This is a genomic window from Paenibacillus sp. FSL H3-0333, assembly GCF_038002805.1.
GTDB classification, from domain to species: domain Bacteria; phylum Bacillota; class Bacilli; order Paenibacillales; family Paenibacillaceae; genus Paenibacillus_AQ; species Paenibacillus_AQ silagei.
The window spans coordinates 7192043-7208188 of sequence record NZ_JBBODG010000001.1 but is presented as its reverse complement, the minus strand read 5'-3'; the positions used below and the strand labels follow the sequence as shown (position 1 = coordinate 7208188).

At 54.9% G+C, this 16146-nt stretch carries 14 protein-coding genes; all 14 read left to right on the top strand.

What is annotated here, in order from left to right; genetic code table 11:
* The first annotated feature begins 23 nt into the window (after positions 1 to 23).
* Entirely contained in the window at positions 24 to 764 is a 741-nt protein-coding gene (locus MHH78_RS31475; RefSeq protein ID WP_341170002.1) for a YveK family protein, read from the top strand.
* The gene (locus MHH78_RS31470) at positions 748 to 1389 is read left to right on the top strand and encodes a CpsD/CapB family tyrosine-protein kinase (RefSeq protein ID WP_340991218.1); all 642 of its coding nucleotides are present in this window, start codon (positions 748 to 750) and stop codon (positions 1387 to 1389) included. Before MHH78_RS31475 ends, MHH78_RS31470 begins: the two co-directional genes overlap by 17 nt.
* A gap of 46 nt (positions 1390 to 1435) precedes the next feature.
* Complete coding sequence (gene galU, locus MHH78_RS31465) at positions 1436 to 2326, top strand: UTP--glucose-1-phosphate uridylyltransferase GalU (protein WP_340756620.1); 891 nt, start codon at positions 1436 to 1438, stop codon at positions 2324 to 2326.
* A gap of 79 nt (positions 2327 to 2405) precedes the next feature.
* The gene (locus MHH78_RS31460) at positions 2406 to 3098 is read left to right on the top strand and encodes a sugar transferase (protein ID WP_341170001.1); all 693 of its coding nucleotides are present in this window, start codon (positions 2406 to 2408) and stop codon (positions 3096 to 3098) included.
* Between the two features lie 24 nt (positions 3099 to 3122).
* A complete protein-coding gene (locus MHH78_RS31455) occupies positions 3123 to 4058 on the top strand; it encodes a glycosyltransferase (protein WP_036723428.1) in 936 nt (311 codons plus the stop codon).
* 15 nt (positions 4059 to 4073) lie between these two features.
* Positions 4074 to 5420: an O-antigen ligase family protein gene (locus tag MHH78_RS31450; protein WP_076078984.1), complete on the top strand. Its 1347-nt coding sequence runs from the start codon at positions 4074 to 4076 to the stop codon at positions 5418 to 5420.
* Positions 5417 to 6190 carry a WecB/TagA/CpsF family glycosyltransferase gene (locus tag MHH78_RS31445; RefSeq protein ID WP_076078985.1) on the top strand — a complete coding sequence of 258 codons (774 nt, stop codon included), beginning with the start codon at positions 5417 to 5419 and terminating at the stop codon, positions 6188 to 6190. Before MHH78_RS31450 ends, MHH78_RS31445 begins: the two co-directional genes overlap by 4 nt.
* Before the next feature lie 98 nt (positions 6191 to 6288).
* On the top strand, positions 6289 to 7719 hold the full coding sequence (locus MHH78_RS31440; protein ID WP_341142890.1) for an O-antigen ligase family protein: 1431 nt from the start codon (positions 6289 to 6291) through the stop codon (positions 7717 to 7719).
* Positions 7685 to 9064 (top strand): oligosaccharide flippase family protein, encoded by a 1380-nt coding sequence (locus MHH78_RS31435; protein ID WP_076078987.1) that lies wholly within the window; start codon positions 7685 to 7687, stop codon positions 9062 to 9064. The genes MHH78_RS31440 and MHH78_RS31435 overlap by 35 nt, the downstream gene beginning before the upstream one ends.
* Before the next feature lie 342 nt (positions 9065 to 9406).
* Positions 9407 to 10261, top strand: a complete 855-nt coding sequence (locus tag MHH78_RS31430) for a glycosyltransferase family 2 protein (RefSeq protein ID WP_076078988.1) — start codon at positions 9407 to 9409, stop codon at positions 10259 to 10261.
* Positions 10248 to 11438 (top strand): glycosyltransferase family 4 protein, encoded by a 1191-nt coding sequence (locus MHH78_RS31425; protein WP_341170000.1) that lies wholly within the window; start codon positions 10248 to 10250, stop codon positions 11436 to 11438. The genes MHH78_RS31430 and MHH78_RS31425 overlap by 14 nt, the downstream gene beginning before the upstream one ends.
* Entirely contained in the window at positions 11435 to 12574 is a 1140-nt protein-coding gene (locus tag MHH78_RS31420) for a glycosyltransferase family 4 protein (protein WP_076078990.1), read from the top strand. The genes MHH78_RS31425 and MHH78_RS31420 overlap by 4 nt, the downstream gene beginning before the upstream one ends.
* Before the next feature lie 101 nt (positions 12575 to 12675).
* Entirely contained in the window at positions 12676 to 13776 is a 1101-nt protein-coding gene (locus MHH78_RS31415) for a glycosyltransferase (protein WP_076078991.1), read from the top strand.
* A gap of 4 nt (positions 13777 to 13780) precedes the next feature.
* The gene (locus MHH78_RS31410) at positions 13781 to 15121 is read left to right on the top strand and encodes a UDP-glucose dehydrogenase family protein (RefSeq protein ID WP_341169999.1); all 1341 of its coding nucleotides are present in this window, start codon (positions 13781 to 13783) and stop codon (positions 15119 to 15121) included.
* Positions 15122 to 16146 lie beyond the last annotated feature (1025 nt).

The following is a 16146-nucleotide window of genomic DNA, read 5'->3' as shown; positions in this document are numbered from 1 at the left end:
ACACAAGCGGAAGGAGGGTTACTGTGGAAAAGACGATTCTGGATTACATTAACCTGATAAAGAAAAAATTATGGTTAATCATGGTATTTGTACTGATCTCCTGCGCCACCACCTTCTACGTCAGTAAAAACTTCGTTGCACCCGTCTACTCCGCCTCTGGACAGCTACTGGTCAACAATGTTGTGAATGTCCCCGAGAGCAATAATCTCAACGCACTGAACTTCAGTCTTAACCTCATCGAGAGCTATAAGGAAATCATGAAGTCGCCAACCATTATGAAGAGTGTGATTGCGGAGCATCCCGAGTTCGGTCTGACGGCGGGCCAACTGGCTGCCAAGCTGCAGATCAAATCCTCGGAGAAAAGCCAGGTGATTAATCTGACCGTGGAGGATAAGGATTACGGCACCGCAGCTACGATTGTAAACGCGGTTTCGCAGACCTTCATCCGCAGCCTGCCGGCACTGATGAACCTGGATAATGTAACATTCCTGACTCCGGCTGATCCTGCAGCCCAGCCTCTGCCGGTCAACGGCGGGGTGACCATGAATATTCTGATCAGCTTCGTGGTGTCACTGATGGCAGCGGTCGGGATTATCCTGCTGATGGAGACGCTGAACGGTACGCTAAGAAACGAGAAGGAAGCGGAATTTGAGCTTGGCCTTCCGGTCATTGCCAGTATTCCGGCCATCCGCAAACGCGATTTCGGCAGTGCGGACAATGACAAGGAAAGAGTAGGGGAGGGCAAATATGTTACGGCTGAATAGAAGTCTTATTACAGATATGAACCCGTCCTCGCATGTCTCCGAATCCTTCCGTTCGCTGCGCACGTATATCCGCCAGCTCGGCTTGCTGAAGGGGCCCGGCGGACAGGTGCTGCTCTTCACCTCAGCGGAGAGCGGCGAAGGCAAGACCACCATTCTCTCCAATCTGGCTGTATCCTTCGTACAGGACGGCAAGAAGGTGGCGGTGGTGGATTGTAACCTGCGGAAGCCCGGCCTGCACAGCGTCTTCGATGTGGAAGGCAGCCAGGGGCTGGCAGCTTACTTGAGCGGCTACGAGGAAGCGAAGGACGTTCTGGTATACGGCAGCCTGGCGAATCTGGCGGTAATCCCTGCCGGAGTAAGTACGGTCAGCCCGCCTGACCTGCTCGGCAGCGAAAGAATGGCCGGACTGCTTACAGAGCTGAAGGCAAGCTTCGATCTGATTCTGCTGGATTCCCCGCAGGGGGTCGATTACAGCGATGCACGGATTCTGGCCCCGCTCTCGGACGGGGTGGTCATTGTCGCCAGACACGGCCGGACGAAGCGCGAAGCGCTCCGCAAGCTGAAAGGTCTCATGGAACAGACAGGTGTAAGGATTCTCGGAATAGCAATGAACCAGACCAAGTAGAACACCGAAGCGGCAATGTGAACGAAACTATTGGGAGGTATGTGTGATGAAAAAGGTAAAAAAGGTAATTATCCCGGCGGCCGGGTTAGGCACACGTTTCCTTCCGGCGACCAAGGCAATGCCCAAGGAAATGCTGCCTATTATCAACAAACCGACGATCCAGTATATCGTGGAGGAGGCCATTGCCTCCGGGATTGAAGACATCATCATTGTAACCGGTAAAGGCAAACGGGCGATTGAGGATCATTTCGACAATGCCTTCGAGCTTGAGTCCAGACTGCTGGAAGACGGTAAGCTGGAGCTGCTCAAAGAGGTGCAGCGGTCCTCCAAGGTGGAAATTCACTACATCCGGCAAAAGGAACCCAAGGGTCTAGGCCACGCCGTATGGTGTGCCAGACGGTTCATCGGCGATGAGCCGTTCGGCGTTATGCTCGGCGATGATATTGTAACCGGACAGGTCCCTTGCCTGAAGCAGCTGATCGACCAGTATGAAGAGACCCAGAATTCGGTGATCGGGGTACAGGTTATCCCGGATGAATTTACGAACCGCTACGGGATTATCGAGCCGGATATGCAGGACGGGAAGCTCTACCGGGTGAACAATTTCGTAGAGAAGCCTCCGCTTGGAACAGCGCCTTCCAATCTGGCAATCATGGGCCGCTATGTCTTTACCCCTAAGATCTTCAAGTATCTCGATCTTCAGGAGAAGGGCGCAGGCGGTGAGATTCAGCTGACGGATGCCATTCAGAAGCTGAACCAGAGCGAACGTGTCTACGCTTATAACTTCGACGGTACAAGATATGATGTCGGCGAACGGCTCGGCTATATTTTGACCACACTGGAATTTGCCTTAGAGAGCGAAGATCTGCGTTATCAGGTCATGGATGCTATGGCGGAATGGCTGAACAAAGCGGGACAGACCACGCTCAGCAGCTGAGACGGTTCCCCGAAAGCGAGCGACACAAGCCGGAGTCAAGAAGTAAGGCTGCATAAACCTTTACGAGAAATGAGGAGAGATGAGCATGCAAAAACTGCCGGAAGACTATGAGGCCGTCCTGCCGAAACTTTACATGCTGCATTCGGGTGAAGAAAGCAAGGGAATGGAGTCCTATCTGGTCATGAAGCGGATCATCGACATCTTGTTCTCTGCCCTGGGGCTGCTGTTCCTGCTCCCGCTCTTCGCAGTGGTGGCTGTTCTGATTAAGCTGGAAGATCCGAAGGGCAAGGTGTTCTTCCGCCAAATGCGGGTCGGCAAGGACGAGAAGCTGTTCCCCATGTACAAGTTCAGATCCATGGTCGCTAATGCCGAGGAGCTGAAGGAGAGTCTCATGGCCTATAACGAAGTAAGCGGCGCGATGTTCAAGATCAAGAATGATCCCCGCATTACGCGGATTGGAAGATTCATGCGCAAGACCAGTATTGATGAACTGCCGCAGCTCTGGAACGTGCTGATGGGGCATATGAGTCTGGTGGGTCCCCGTCCTCCGCTCGTTGAAGAGGTGGAGCAGTACACTGAATACGACAAGCAGCGGCTGATGGTAACCCCCGGCTGCACCGGCTACTGGCAGGTAAATGCCAGAAACAGCGTCGGCTTCGACGAGATGGTTCAGCTGGACCTCACGTATATCCACATGCGCAGCACGATGCTGGATCTGAAGATTATTGTCAAGACCGGCCTGATGCTGCTAGGTTCCAAAAATGCTTATTAAAAATATGGGAATTAGGTGATGCCGATGTTCGTACACGGAGATGGACCTGAGATTTCCATTATCATATGCACCTATAACCGGTCGGCGCTGCTGGTGAAGACTCTTCATTCGCTGCTGCCGCTGGAGAATTTGCACCAGGCCGAGATCATCGTCGTGGATAACCAGTCCACAGATGATACGGCGGCCGCCATTAAGGGGTTCATCGAAACCTATGGTGCGGATATGGATATCCGTTATCTGCTGGAGCCGGTTCAAGGGCTGTCAGCAGCCCGGAACACGGGGATTCTGGCTTCCAAATCGCAGCTCATCGCCTTCCTGGATGATGATGCGATCCCTTGCCGGACCTGGATTACAACCATTGTGGGCACCTTTGCGGATAAGCCCGAGGTGATGGCTATGGGCGGCAAGATTGCTCCGATCTTCGAGAGCAAGCGCCCGGATTGGCTGATTAAGCCGTTTGAGCTTCCGTATACGATTGTCGATCTGGGGAGCCGGATTAAAGAGTATCCGAAGCGTCTTCACCCTTGCGGGGCCAACATGGCGATGCGCAAGCCGGTATTCGATATCAGCCTGTTCCCGCTGGAGCTGGGCCGCAAGGGCGATTCGCTGCTCTCGGGTGAAGAGACCTGGCTGTTCAGCCAGCTGCAGCAGGAAGGGCATTCGATTCTCTATCATCCCGAGATGGCCGTGGATCATTTCGTTCCGGCGAACCGGCTGACGGAGGACTGGATCATGAAGCGGTATTACAGCCAAGGCATATCGAATGCTATGAAAAGTGAAGGAATGAAAGGGCATCTGCTGCTCCTGGGCAAGACAGGTGCCAAAGTCATCTACATCCTGGCAGATTCCGTTCTTTCCCGCAGTAAGGGAAGGAAGCTGCTGAATAAATGCCGGCTGGAGAGTATTCGCGGAACTCTTCATATGATTCTTAACCGGAAGAGGGAATCCGCAGCGGGGTGAGGGGAGGTACGCGCGATGACCCATTTTGAGTGGGGCTCCAAAATCAATAGTCTGCCATATGGAATGCTCTATCTCGTAACTGCACTGTTCCTAGGAACAGCCGTCATCTTCCAGCCGGTCATCGCAGTAGCGGCCGTATTCTTCATTCTGCTGCTGGTTGCCTCCCTGTCACGCCCTGAGCTGATCAGCTATTTCGTTCTGCTGACCACGGCGGTCTCGATTAACTTCTTGTACAGCGGGAGTATGTTCGGTATTGAGATCCTGTCGCTCTACAAGCTGGTGATTCTGATGCTGCTGGTGCCGTGTATTCTGGTTAATGGCCTGAGGTTCAAGCTCAGCCCTCCCTTATGGGCGATGCTGGTCCTGATTCTGCTCACCTTCAGCTTCTCCATCTGGCTGCCGGAGATGAGCACATCGATTGCGGTCAAAGCCTTCATCGGACTGTCTCTACCCTTCGTACTTCTGCTGATCAACTGGAAGAAGGAGGTCGCCGAGAAGCAGATCCGGATCATTACCCTGCTGCCGCTGGTCAGCATGCTGATAGGCGTGGTGCTGCAAGCTGCGAATATACATTCACTGGTAGCCGTGGAGTTCACAGGTGCGGTGCGGGTGCAGGGGGCGAACATTCCGCCTCACCTGGCGATGCTGGCCTTCATGGGAGTAGCGATCGCGTTCATCGAGATCAAGCGCAGTCCGCAGTATACCCGGTTCAATTACATCATGCTGGGGCTGAATTTCTTCATTCTGGTGATTACAGGCACGCGCGGGCCGATTCTCGCCCTGGTCCTGATGGTGCTCTATTACTTCTATGATATCTCCCGCGCTTTTCTGAAGGGGAAGAAGAGATTTCTGATCCCGCTGCTGTGTTCACTGCTGGTCATCACTTCGGCAGTATACATGCAGCTCGACAACCTCAAGAAGCGCTCCTTCGAACGGACGACCGAGACGGGAATTGACCTGTCGGGGCGGGCGGAGGCCTGGGAGTACTTCCTGAACAAGGCGGCGGATTCGCCGGTTGCGGGGCGGGGGCTCGGAGCGGTAACGGTGGCGAATGACGGAACGCTCTACGGGGGGTTCGTGGTTCCGCATAACGAATATATCCGCTTTTATTACGATGGGGGATACGTTGGTGCCATCCTGCTGCTGCTGTCCTTGCTCGCTGTGTTTCTAATGGTATACAGAGTTCTTTTGCCGGCGGTCAAACCTTATTTCCTGCTCTTTATTGCAGCATTTCTGATCTATTCTTTCACGGATAACACGCTGTCGACGGTCCAATTCATCATTCCGTTCTGTTGGTACCTGAACTGCCTGTATCGATCTTCACAGCTGGCCGATTCCCCACAAAAAGAAGTGATACGATGAACCAAGTGAACATGTTCGATGTCAATTTCGATAACTATGATTTCATGGACCTGCTGGATTATATCGACAGAACCATTCAGGAGAGGAACCAGTCCTACATCCTGACCTGTAACGTCGACCATGTGATCAAGCTGCGCAAGGATAAAGAGTTCCGGGAAGTGTACTCCGAAGCAGGTGCCGTAGTCGCGGACGGGATGCCGATTATCTGGGCGTCCAAGATGCTCGGCAAGCCGCTGAAGCAAAAGGTGTCCGGCGCAGACCTGTTCAGCCGCCTGGGCAATGCGTTCGAGCAGAGGCAATACCGGTTGTTCTTCCTCGGTGCCGCCGAGGGTGTGGCAGAGCAGGCAACGAAGAATCTGAAGGCCGCCTTCCCGGGCATTAACGTAGTGGGCTGTTACTCTCCCTCCTACGGCTTCGAGCACAACGAAGAAGAGAACCGGCATATTATCCGGCTGCTGACCGAGAGCCAGCCCGATATCGTGTTCGTAGGGGTAGGCGCACCGAAGCAGGAGAAGTGGATCTACCGTCACTATACCTCCTATCAGGCGCCGGTCTCCATCGGCGTAGGTGCAACCTTCGACTTCCTGTCCGGCTCGGTGAAGCGGGCCCCGGATTTCATGCAGCGAACCGGCATGGAGTGGCTATGGAGACTTAGCCAGGAGCCGGGCCGGTTATGGAAAAGATACCTTGTCGACGATGCCCAGTTCCTGGTGCTGCTGCTCAAGGAGCTGCGCAAACGGGGCAAGGTGAAGAACAGCAGTACGGATTGAAGAAAGCGGCGAAAGACGGGAGGCAGGGAATGAAGATGCTAAGCAGAGATGAGAATAGTCTGAATCTTCCATCGGCACAAGCCGTGAAGTCGGCTGTAATGATGACCTTGATCTGCGCTTCGGCGCTGGCCCTGCCGCTGGCGATCGGCTTCGCCAGTGCGAACCTGAGCGCGTCGAACAGCCTGCAGGGCATCATTCTGGCAGGCATCCTCTTTCCGGCCTTGCTGCTGGCCTTGCTGAATACACGGATGCTCATCCCGTACACGCTGCTGATCTGGGCGGTTGCCCCGGAGCTGAGGCGGATTGCAGACTGGTACGAAGGCGTGTATCATTCCGTCTCTCTGCTCAGTCTGGCCCCGCTGCTGACCGGAGCGACCTTAGCCATTCCGGTGCTGCGGGAAATTCACCGGATCCGCAAGTCCTCCACCCGGATTATTCTGCTGTTCTCCATCGCTCTGGCCTACGGCGCATTGATTGGTCTGGCGAAGAACGGCATCGGCTCGGTATACGATCTGGCGAATTACATCGTACCGCTGCTGCTGATTCCTTTCTTCGCGGTGACGCCGTTTAAGCCGAAGGATATCGACCGGCTGCTGTACGCTTTTGCCAACATAGCCGTACTGGTTGCGATCTACGGGATTGTGCAGTATCTGACCGTTCCCCCCTGGGACGCCTTCTGGATGCGGAATGCCGATATGATCTCCATCGGGACTCCCTATCCGCTGGAGATCCGGGTCTTCTCGACCCTGAACTCTCCGGGTCCGGCTGCAACCTTCCTGGTCTTCGCACTGGTGCCGATGATTCTGGAGAAAAGATGGCAGGGTACTCTGCGCTGGCTCGGTGTTCTGCTCGTAGTAGTCTGCCTGCTGACTACGCTCGTCCGTTCCGCATGGCTGGTCCTGCTGGTGATGCTGCTGGTCTACATCGCTTCCTCTCCCTCCAAGGGCAAATGGAAGACGCTGCTGCAGCTCGCATTCGTGGCAGCCGCGCTGTTCTGGATCGTGCCGAAGCTGCCTGGAGCAGAGGGGCTGGTGGCCCGGATGGAGACCCTGACCTCCGTGCAGGAGGATCATTCCTACAATGAACGCCTCAGCCTCTGGACCAACATGCTGCCGATGGTGGCAGGCAATCCGGTAGGGCAGGGGATCGGCAGTGTAGGCCAGGGCACCAAGCTTGGCAACGGCGGAGAGCTTGGGGAATACGGCAATATGGATAACGGCTTCATCGCGCTGCTGCTGACCTTCGGTGTACTCGGCGCATTGTTCTTCTTCGGAGCGCTCGGTGCGGTCATCAAGGAGATCGGCGCCAGAGTCACCCGCAGGAATGAACTTCAGCCTTACGCCAGACTGGCGCTGGCGGCGTGGATGGGTGCTGTAGCCAGCCTGATATCGGATAACGGCTTTCCCGGTCTTAAGGGGTATCTGATCTGGATGCTGATCGGACTTGGCCTCAGTGCCAAGGAGCTCACTCAAAGCAGAAAGAAGGGACTACCGCATGCAGCAGTCAAGCGCCAAATCACTACCCGCTAACCGGGTATGGTCCACCTTCCGGAGATTCACGAAGAGTAAGGACAATAGCTCGGCTGCTGTCAAAACGATGTTCGTCAGCGTGCTGATCCTGCTGGTCAATATGCTGACCGGCGTACTGACCGCCCGTTATCTCGGCCCTACCGGCCGGGGGGAGCAGACAGCGATGGTGAACTGGTCGCAGTTCCTGGCCTTCAGCATGAGCTTCGGCATTCCCTCGGCGCTGATCTATAATGCCAAGAAGAATCCGGAGGAAGCCGGGGTGCTGTACCGGATCGCCCTGCTGATCGGCCTGACATTCGGAACCATCGCCATGACAGTCGGGATACTCGTGCTGCCTTATTGGCTGGGGTCCTTCAGTCATGAGGTAGTGGTCTTCGCCCAGTGGTCGATGATTCTCTGCCCGCTGATTGTGGTGTCGCAGATCAACAACGCGGCCTTCCAGTTCAGAGGGGATTACAAGACCTTCAACTGGATGCGGTACCTGGTGCCGCTGCTGACGCTGGGAGCCATCGGCATTCTGATCCTGACCGGCTACATGAATCCTTATACAACTGCACTGGCCTATCTGGTCCCGTCGGTACCGCTGTTCATCGGGATGACTATCCTGCTGCTGCGGACCTACAAGGTCAAGCTCCGGGACTCCTATCTTAATTTCAAAAGATTGTTCACCTACGGTCTGGGTTCCTACGGGAACGACCTGCTTGGACAATTCTCGGTATACATAGACCAGATCATCATTGCCGGATTACTGAGACCGGCAGATCTGGGGCTCTATGCGGTAGCGGTCAGCCTGTCGCGTATGGTGAACTTCTTCGCGAATTCGATCACGGTGGTGCTCTTCCCGAAGGCCTCCGAGATGTCGAAGGACGAAGCGGTTGCCCTTACGTTCAAGGCTTTCCGGATCAGTACTACCTGTACTCTGCTAGGCGCAGTGTTCCTGATGCTGGTAGCGCCCTTTGTCATCCCGCTGCTCTACGGCAAGGATTTCAATACCGCGCTTACCGTGTTCCGCCTGCTGCTGCTGGAAGTAACCATCAGTGGCGGGACGCTGATTCTGGCTCAGGTGTTCATGGCGCTGGGCAAGCCGAAGTTCGTATCCATCCTGCAGGGGGTCGGCCTGATCCTCGTGATTCCGCTGCTCTTCCTGCTGGTGCCGAAGTTCGGACTGTTCGGAGCCGGGGTGGCTATGCTCTCATCAGCTGTGCTGCGCTTCCTGTTCATTATTCTCAATATTAGATACAACCTGAAGGTTAAGCTTCCGCGGCTGCTCATTAACGCCCAGGACCTTCAGTGGATGAAGACGACGATGAATTCGTATATCCGCAAGAAACCTATGGATGTGTAGAGGATGTCTAGGCATTTAAGGGTTTGATTCAAGTGTTTTGCTTATGAATCAAATGGTTTGTATTTGTTTCAGCGAGCAGAGACACGATGCGAGCCCCTATCTGCTTAAAAAACCATGGGACGGTGCTTGGAGGAACGTAGAGAAAATTTGGAGCTGTAGGAGCGAATGCGTCCGCCTGAAAGCTTTTCGAAGAAAAGCTCGCATCGGAAGCATAAGCTGTCTTCTGATTTCTACCGCAGCTAGCGGTTCTAATCAGGAAATCTAAACACAACAGCGGCCGTAAGCCCAAACTTTTCTCGGAGCGACGACACACACCGGACCATCAGAAGGAGGATACCTATCATGGATTCAGTAACAAGCGTGCTTGGCGGCCGGGGAAGCTACCCGATCTCGGCGGTCATCATTGCCCAGGACGACGAAGTTCGGATATCCAAAGCCATTCAGTCCTGCCGGTTATTCGCCGATGAGGTGGTGGTAATCGACGGAGGAAGCACAGACGGGACCGTAGGGCTATCCGAGAGCCTGGGATGCCGGGTGTATGTCAACCCATGGCCCGGATATGCGAAGCAAAGGGAATTCGGAGTGGAACGTGCCATCCATGATTGGGTCTTCCTGATTGATACCGACGAAGTGGTCAGCGAGGAGCTGGCCCGGGATATCCTGGAGCGCAAGCCGGGACTGACCGATGCTACGGTGGCGTTCTCGCTGTACCGGATTGGCGACTTCCTCGGCAAATGGCTGGATAAAGGCGAGTATCTGGTGCGGCTGTATAACCGCAAGGAATACGGTATCCGCAACTCTCTGGTGCATGAGATGCCAGAGGTGTCCGAGGAACGGACCGTGAAGCTGAACGGAACGCTGTGGCATCAAGGCTTCCGCAGCATCAACGATCATGTCGCCCGGTTCAACAAATACACCGATCTGGAAGCAGAGAGTGCATTCGCCAGCGGCAAGCCGTTCAAGCTGAGCCACCTGCTGCTGCGACCGCCAGCACGGTTCCTGCAGAAGTATTTCCTGCATGGCCTGTTCAAGAAAGGCATCTCGGGCTTCGCGGTATCCGTCTTCTGGGTGATGTATGAATTCATGGTCGGCTTCAAGCATTACGAATTACACAGCGCAGGCAGGCTGGCCCGGCATAACGAAGCGGGTCAGGCCGAGCAGGAGAACAAGGGGGAGAGAAGCTATGTCGTACAATGACGGACTCAACATTATGACGACCGGCCTCAGCTGGCCCTCGTTACAGCCCGGAGGACTGAACACCTATTTCAAATCCGTGTGTGAGCAGCTCTCCACGCGGAATCAGGTGCATGCCCTGATCTGCAGCCAGGAAACGCCGGAGACGCCGAAGGAATTGATCATCCACAATGCCGGTGATCCGAAGGAGACGATCTGGAAGCGCAAGGATGCCTTCCAGCGCAAGGCGGCCTCCCTGATGGGAGATGGCAGCGGGCGGATAGATATCCTCTACACCCACTTCGCGCCTTACGGCATCGGGCCGGCGATTGAAGCGAAGAAACGGGGCATTCCCGTCATCATGACCTTCCATGGCCCGTGGAACGAAGAGATGAAGATCGAAGGTCAAGGCATCAAGCATAAGGTCAAAACAACGATTGCCAAATCGATAGAGCATAAGGCTTACAAGCTGGCGGACAAATTCATCGTCCTCAGCGAATACTTCCGTAACATGCTGCATGAACTGCACGGTGTGCCGCTGCATAAGATCACCGTTATTCCGGGAGCGGCCAATGTCGAGCGGTTCACACCCGCCCCCAATCGGCTGGCGGTCCGCCGGACGCTGAATCTGCCGGAAGGCGCAACAACCGTCCTGACGGTCCGCCGGCTGATGAACCGGATGGGGCTGCTGCAGCTGCTGGAAGCCTGGAAGCAGGTGGCAGAGCGGTTCCCGAATGCGATTCTGCTGATCGGGGGCAAGGGCCCGCTGCGCGGGGAGCTGGAAGGGCGGATCGCCGATTACGGGCTGGGCAACAAGGTCCGGCTGCTCGGGTACATTCCCGATCATGAGCTGGCCTCCTATTATCAGGCAGCCGACATGTTCGTCGTCCCTTCCCAGGCACTGGAAGGCTTCGGCCTGATCACCGTTGAGGCCTTGGCCTCGGGGCTGCCGGTGATGGCTACGCCGGTCGGCGGCAACAAGGAGATTCTCCAGGGCTTCCGTCCGGAGCTGCTGTTCAAGAGTGCGGCCAGCGAGGATATGGCGGAAGGCATGATCCATATGCTGAGCAACCGCAAGCTGCTGCCGGGCCGGGAGGAGTGCCGGAATCATGTGCTGGAGAAGTACACCTGGCAGCATGTAGGCGACAAGATTGAGTCTGTATTCCTCGAAACCTTGGGAAAGGGTGTGAGCGTAGGATGATCAAAGTCGCTTATATCGACCACACCGCCAAATGGAGCGGAGGAGAGGTCGCCCTGTTCAACATCCTCACCAACATTGGTGAGCAGATTGAGCCGCTGGTGATCCTGGCGGAGGAAGGCACGCTTGCCGAACGTCTGCGGGAGAAGGGCATCGATGTCCGCATTATCCCGCTGGATGAGAGCATCCGCAGCCGCGGCCGCAATGCCGTGAACCTCGGCGCTCCGGCGGCAGCGATGAAGCTGCTGGCTTATGGCCGCAAGCTTGCCCCGCTGCTGAAGGAAGAGAAGGTGGATTGTGTGCATACCAATTCCCTGAAATCGGCCTTTTACGGAGCCGTCGCTGCCAAAAAAGCGGGCGTGCCGCTGATCTGGCACATCCGGGACCACATCGGGGCGCCTTATCTGAAGCCGGTTGTCGCCAAGGCGATCCGGCTGCTGTCACGCCTGCTGCCGAACGGGGTCATTGCCAATTCCCACTCCACGCTGAATGCCCTGGAGCTGCCGCGCTCGAAGAAGACACTGGTAGTCTACTCGGCCTTCGCCAAGGCGATCGGTGAAGGGATCGGCAAGCGGGATCAGAAGGACTTCAACGTCCTGCTGGTCGGACGGCTTGCCCACTGGAAAGGCCAGCATATTGTGCTGGAAGCAGCCAAGGCCTTCAAGCAGGATAGCCGCGTGAAGTTCTGGCTGGCCGGCGACGCCCTATTCGGGGAAGAGGAATACAAGCAGGAATTAATTGCGCAGATGCAGCAGGGGGACATCACCAATGTCAGCCTGCTGGGTCATGTAGATGATATACAAGGACTCATGAACCAAGCGGATCTGTTGATCCATACGTCGATTACCCCTGAGCCGTTCGGCCAGGTCATCGTCGAAGGCATGGCAGCCGGACTGCCGGTGATTGCCTCCAATGAAGGCGGACCGGTGGAGATCGTGGTTCCTGGTGAGACAGGACTGCTGATCCAGCCGGGAGATGCTACTGTACTTGCAGACTCCATCACCTGGATGCTGAACCATCCCGAAGAGCGTAGACGGATGGCGGACAATGGAATGAGACGGGTGAAAGAGCATTTTGTCATCGAGAACACGGTCAAGGATATTGTCGCTTACTACAAAGGTCTGCTGGCAGTTACCTGACCTTCCCGCTTCATAATGCTTAAGGCTTGCATCATATCTGTCTCTAGCCATGCGTGTACTGCTTAATGATGCTGCTCCATAAAACTTTGAGGATGATTCACATGAAAATTGCGATCGCGCACGATTATTTAATCCAGATGGGCGGGGCGGAACGGGTGGTGGAGGTTTTTCATCACATGTACCCGGAGGCTCCGATCTTCACAACGGTTTTTAACGGAAGCCGCCTGACCGATAACCTCAAAGATGCCGATATCCGGGCCTCCTGGCTGCAGAAGATTCCGGGAGTGAAGCGTAACTTCAAAGGGGTGCTCCCGCTCTACCCCATGGCTGTCCGCGATTTGGACTTCAGCGGGTATGATATCGTTCTTAGCTCCAGCAGTGCTTTTATGAAAAGCATCCAGGTGCCCGAGTCCACCTTCCATCTGTGCTACTGTCATACGCCGATGCGTTTTGCCTGGGACTATGACACGTACATGGAGCGGCAATCGAATTCCGGGTTATTCAAAAGACTGCTCAAGGTGTATATGCAGCGGCTCAAGAACTGGGATCAGCGCACCTCCAAAAATGTGAACCAGTTCGTCGCCAACTCCTCAGTCGTGAAGACGCGGATTCAGAATTATTACCACCGGGATTCCGATGTGATTTTCCCGCCGATCAATACGGCCCGCTTCACCAGCTCTACGAGCATCGGCGATTATTATCTGATTGTCTCGCGGCTGGTCTCCTACAAGCGGATCGATCTGGCGGTGGAGGCGTTCAACCGTAACGGGCTTAAGCTGTATATTGTCGGGGACGGACCGGACAGGAAGCGTCTGGAAGGCATGGCCAAGGGGAATGTATCGTTTCTGGGCCGGCTGGAGGATCAGGAAGTCACAGGGCTGATGTCCCAGTGCCGGGCGTTTGTTTTTCCCGGGGAAGAGGATTTCGGTATTACGCCGCTGGAGGCGAATGCCGCAGGAAGGCCGGTCATCGCCTATCAGGCTGGGGGAGCGCTCGACACGATTATTCCATACGTTAACGGCGTGTTTTTCCAGCACCAGGAAGTTGATGATTTGCTTAAGGCCATTGATGAGGTGGAGTCCTATGCGTGGGATATCGACCAGATTATGGGCCATGCACGCAAATTCGATGAGCAGGCGTTTATGGTTCAGTTCAAGCAGTATGTGGAACAGGCCTACGTCAATTTCCTAAAAGGAGGATGAAAGTATGAAACTCGCAGTGATTGGTACCGGCTATGTAGGACTTGTATCAGGCGTATGCTTTACCCTAAATGGAAATCATGTCATCTGTGTGGATAAGGATGAACAGAAGATCGAGAAGCTGAACCGGATGGAATCCCCTATCTATGAGCCGGGCATTGAAGCCCTGATCGAAATGAATCTGCGCGAGGGGCGGCTGAGCTTCTCGTCCGATCTTCAGGAGTCGGTCCGCCGCTCCGATATCGTCATTCTTGCCGTGGGTACACCTTCTCTGCCGGGCGGCGAAGCCGACCTGAGATATATCGAAGGAGCCGCTGCCGAGATTGCGCAGGCGATGGAAGGCTATAAGATCATTATGACCAAGTCGACCGTCCCTGTTGGAACCAATGAGCGCATCCGCCAGCTGATCTCCTCCCTCACGAATCATCCCTTCGATATCGTCTCTGCGCCTGAATTCCTCCGTGAAGGCTCTGCCATCCGCGACACGCTTCATCCCGACCGGATCGTGATCGGACTGGATAATCAGGCGCTTGAGCCCACGATGCGCGAGCTTCATCAGGGATTTACGGACAACGTATTCGTCACGGATATCCGCAGCGCCGAGATGATCAAATATGCTTCGAATGCTTTTCTGGCGACGAAGATCTCGTTCATTAATGAGATTGCCAACATTTGCGAAAAGGTAGGAGCGGATGTCACCGAAGTCGCAGGCGGCATGGGGATGGACCAGAGAATCGGTGCGACCTTCCTGCAGGCAGGTATCGGCTATGGCGGCTCCTGCTTCCCGAAGGATACCAATGCGCTGATCCAGATTGCCGGGAATGTGGATTATGAGTTCAAGTTGCTCAAATCCGTCGTTGAAGTCAATAAAGGCCAGCGCTTCATGATTATCTCCAAGCTCCATGAATCGCTCGGCAGCCTGCGCGGCGCGGTCATTGGCATCTGGGGGCTTGCCTTCAAGCCCAATACCGATGATGTTCGTGAGGCCCCGGCCCGTGAGATCGTCGAGGCGCTGGTCGCCGAGGGCGCCATCGTGAAGCTGTACGATCCCATCGCTGCCGAGAATTTCCGGCGCGAGTACGATCACCCGCAGCTCCGCTGGTGCGGACTGGCCGAAGAGGCAGCCGAAGGCAGCGATGCTGTCTGCCTGCTGACCGACTGGAGCCAGTTCAAGGAGATCAACCTGCACCAGCTTGCCGGAACCATGCGCCGCCAGGTGCTGATCGACGGCCGCAATGTCTACACCAAAGAGCAAATAGAAGGCACCGGCCTCGAATATATCTCCGTTGGTCGCCCGCAGATGGGCGGGCTTAGCGGATTCTCCGCCAGCGTGGCTGGCGCGGTCTAATCTCTCTGGCGGAGTGCGCCGGCAGTGGGCCGCACGGCGAAATGAAAGGGATAAATCCCATTGAATACGCTGAAAGTGGGCTGGATGGCGAAATGAGAGGGATAAATCCCATTAAATGCGCTGAAAGCGGGCTGGACGGCGAAATGAGAGGGATAAATCCCATTAAATGCGCTGAAAGTGGACTGGGCGGCGAAATGAGAGGGATAAATCCCATTAAATGCGCCGAAAGTGGGCTGGAAGCGGAAATGAAGAGCATAAGTGCCCCTGAATCTCGGGAAAGTTGGCTAAACGAGCAAATGAAGAGCATAAGTGCACCTGAATTCTCGAAAAGTTGGCTAAATGAGCGAATGAAGAGCACTAGTGCACCTGAATCCTCGAAAAGTTGGCTAAACGAGTAAATGAAGAGCACAAGTGCCCCTGAATCTCGGGAAAGTTGGCTAAACGAGCAAATGAAGAGCATAAGTGCCCCTGAATCTCGGGAAAGTTGGCTAAACGAGCAAATGAAGAGCATAAGTGCACCTGAATTCTCGAAAAGTTGGCTAAACGAGCAAATGAAGAGCACAAGTGCACCTGAATCCCGGGAATGTTAGCTAAACGAGCAAATGAAGAGCATAAGTGCACCTGAATTCTCGAAAAGTTGGCTAAACGAGCAAATGAAGAGCACAAGTGCACCTGAATCCTAGGAAAGTTGGCTAAATGAGTAAATGAAGAGCACAAGTGCACCTGAATCCCAGGAATGTTGGCTAAACGAGCAAATGAAGAGCATAAGTGCACCTGAATTCTCGAAAAGTTGGCTAAATGGAGCAACTGAGTAGTACTAATGCCCATTACTTAACTAACCAGCTTCTGCAGCCGCGAAGTTGCGCGGTGAGCCCTTGGCACAAGAGTCTTGAATCCCGATCTTGAATTCCATTGTCTTGGAACTCTTGTTCTCTCCAGCCGCTAGGTCAGCGGCAACGCCTTGGAACAAGCGGCACTTAAGAGTCTTTGAGCTTTTGAATCTTTCTCCGCCGCAACAGTAGGCG

Bases quoted from the DNA above. Each gene is read 5' to 3' on its own strand.
- MHH78_RS31470 (WP_340991218.1), top strand. From the start codon at position 748: ATGTTACGGCTGAATAGAAGTCTTATTACAGATATGAACCCGTCCTCG.
- galU (WP_340756620.1), top strand. From the start codon at position 1,436: ATGAAAAAGGTAAAAAAGGTAATTATCCCGGCGGCCGGGTTAGGCACA.
- MHH78_RS31460 (WP_341170001.1), top strand. From the start codon at position 2,406: ATGAGCATGCAAAAACTGCCGGAAGACTATGAGGCCGTCCTGCCGAAA.
- MHH78_RS31455 (WP_036723428.1), top strand. From the start codon at position 3,123: ATGTTCGTACACGGAGATGGACCTGAGATTTCCATTATCATATGCACC.
- MHH78_RS31450 (WP_076078984.1), top strand. From the start codon at position 4,074: ATGACCCATTTTGAGTGGGGCTCCAAAATCAATAGTCTGCCATATGGA.
- MHH78_RS31445 (WP_076078985.1), top strand. From the start codon at position 5,417: ATGAACCAAGTGAACATGTTCGATGTCAATTTCGATAACTATGATTTC.
- MHH78_RS31440 (WP_341142890.1), top strand. From the start codon at position 6,289: ATGATGACCTTGATCTGCGCTTCGGCGCTGGCCCTGCCGCTGGCGATC.
- MHH78_RS31435 (WP_076078987.1), top strand. From the start codon at position 7,685: ATGCAGCAGTCAAGCGCCAAATCACTACCCGCTAACCGGGTATGGTCC.
- MHH78_RS31430 (WP_076078988.1), top strand. From the start codon at position 9,407: ATGGATTCAGTAACAAGCGTGCTTGGCGGCCGGGGAAGCTACCCGATC.
- MHH78_RS31425 (WP_341170000.1), top strand. From the start codon at position 10,248: ATGTCGTACAATGACGGACTCAACATTATGACGACCGGCCTCAGCTGG.
- MHH78_RS31420 (WP_076078990.1), top strand. From the start codon at position 11,435: ATGATCAAAGTCGCTTATATCGACCACACCGCCAAATGGAGCGGAGGA.
- MHH78_RS31415 (WP_076078991.1), top strand. From the start codon at position 12,676: ATGAAAATTGCGATCGCGCACGATTATTTAATCCAGATGGGCGGGGCG.
- MHH78_RS31410 (WP_341169999.1), top strand. From the start codon at position 13,781: ATGAAACTCGCAGTGATTGGTACCGGCTATGTAGGACTTGTATCAGGC.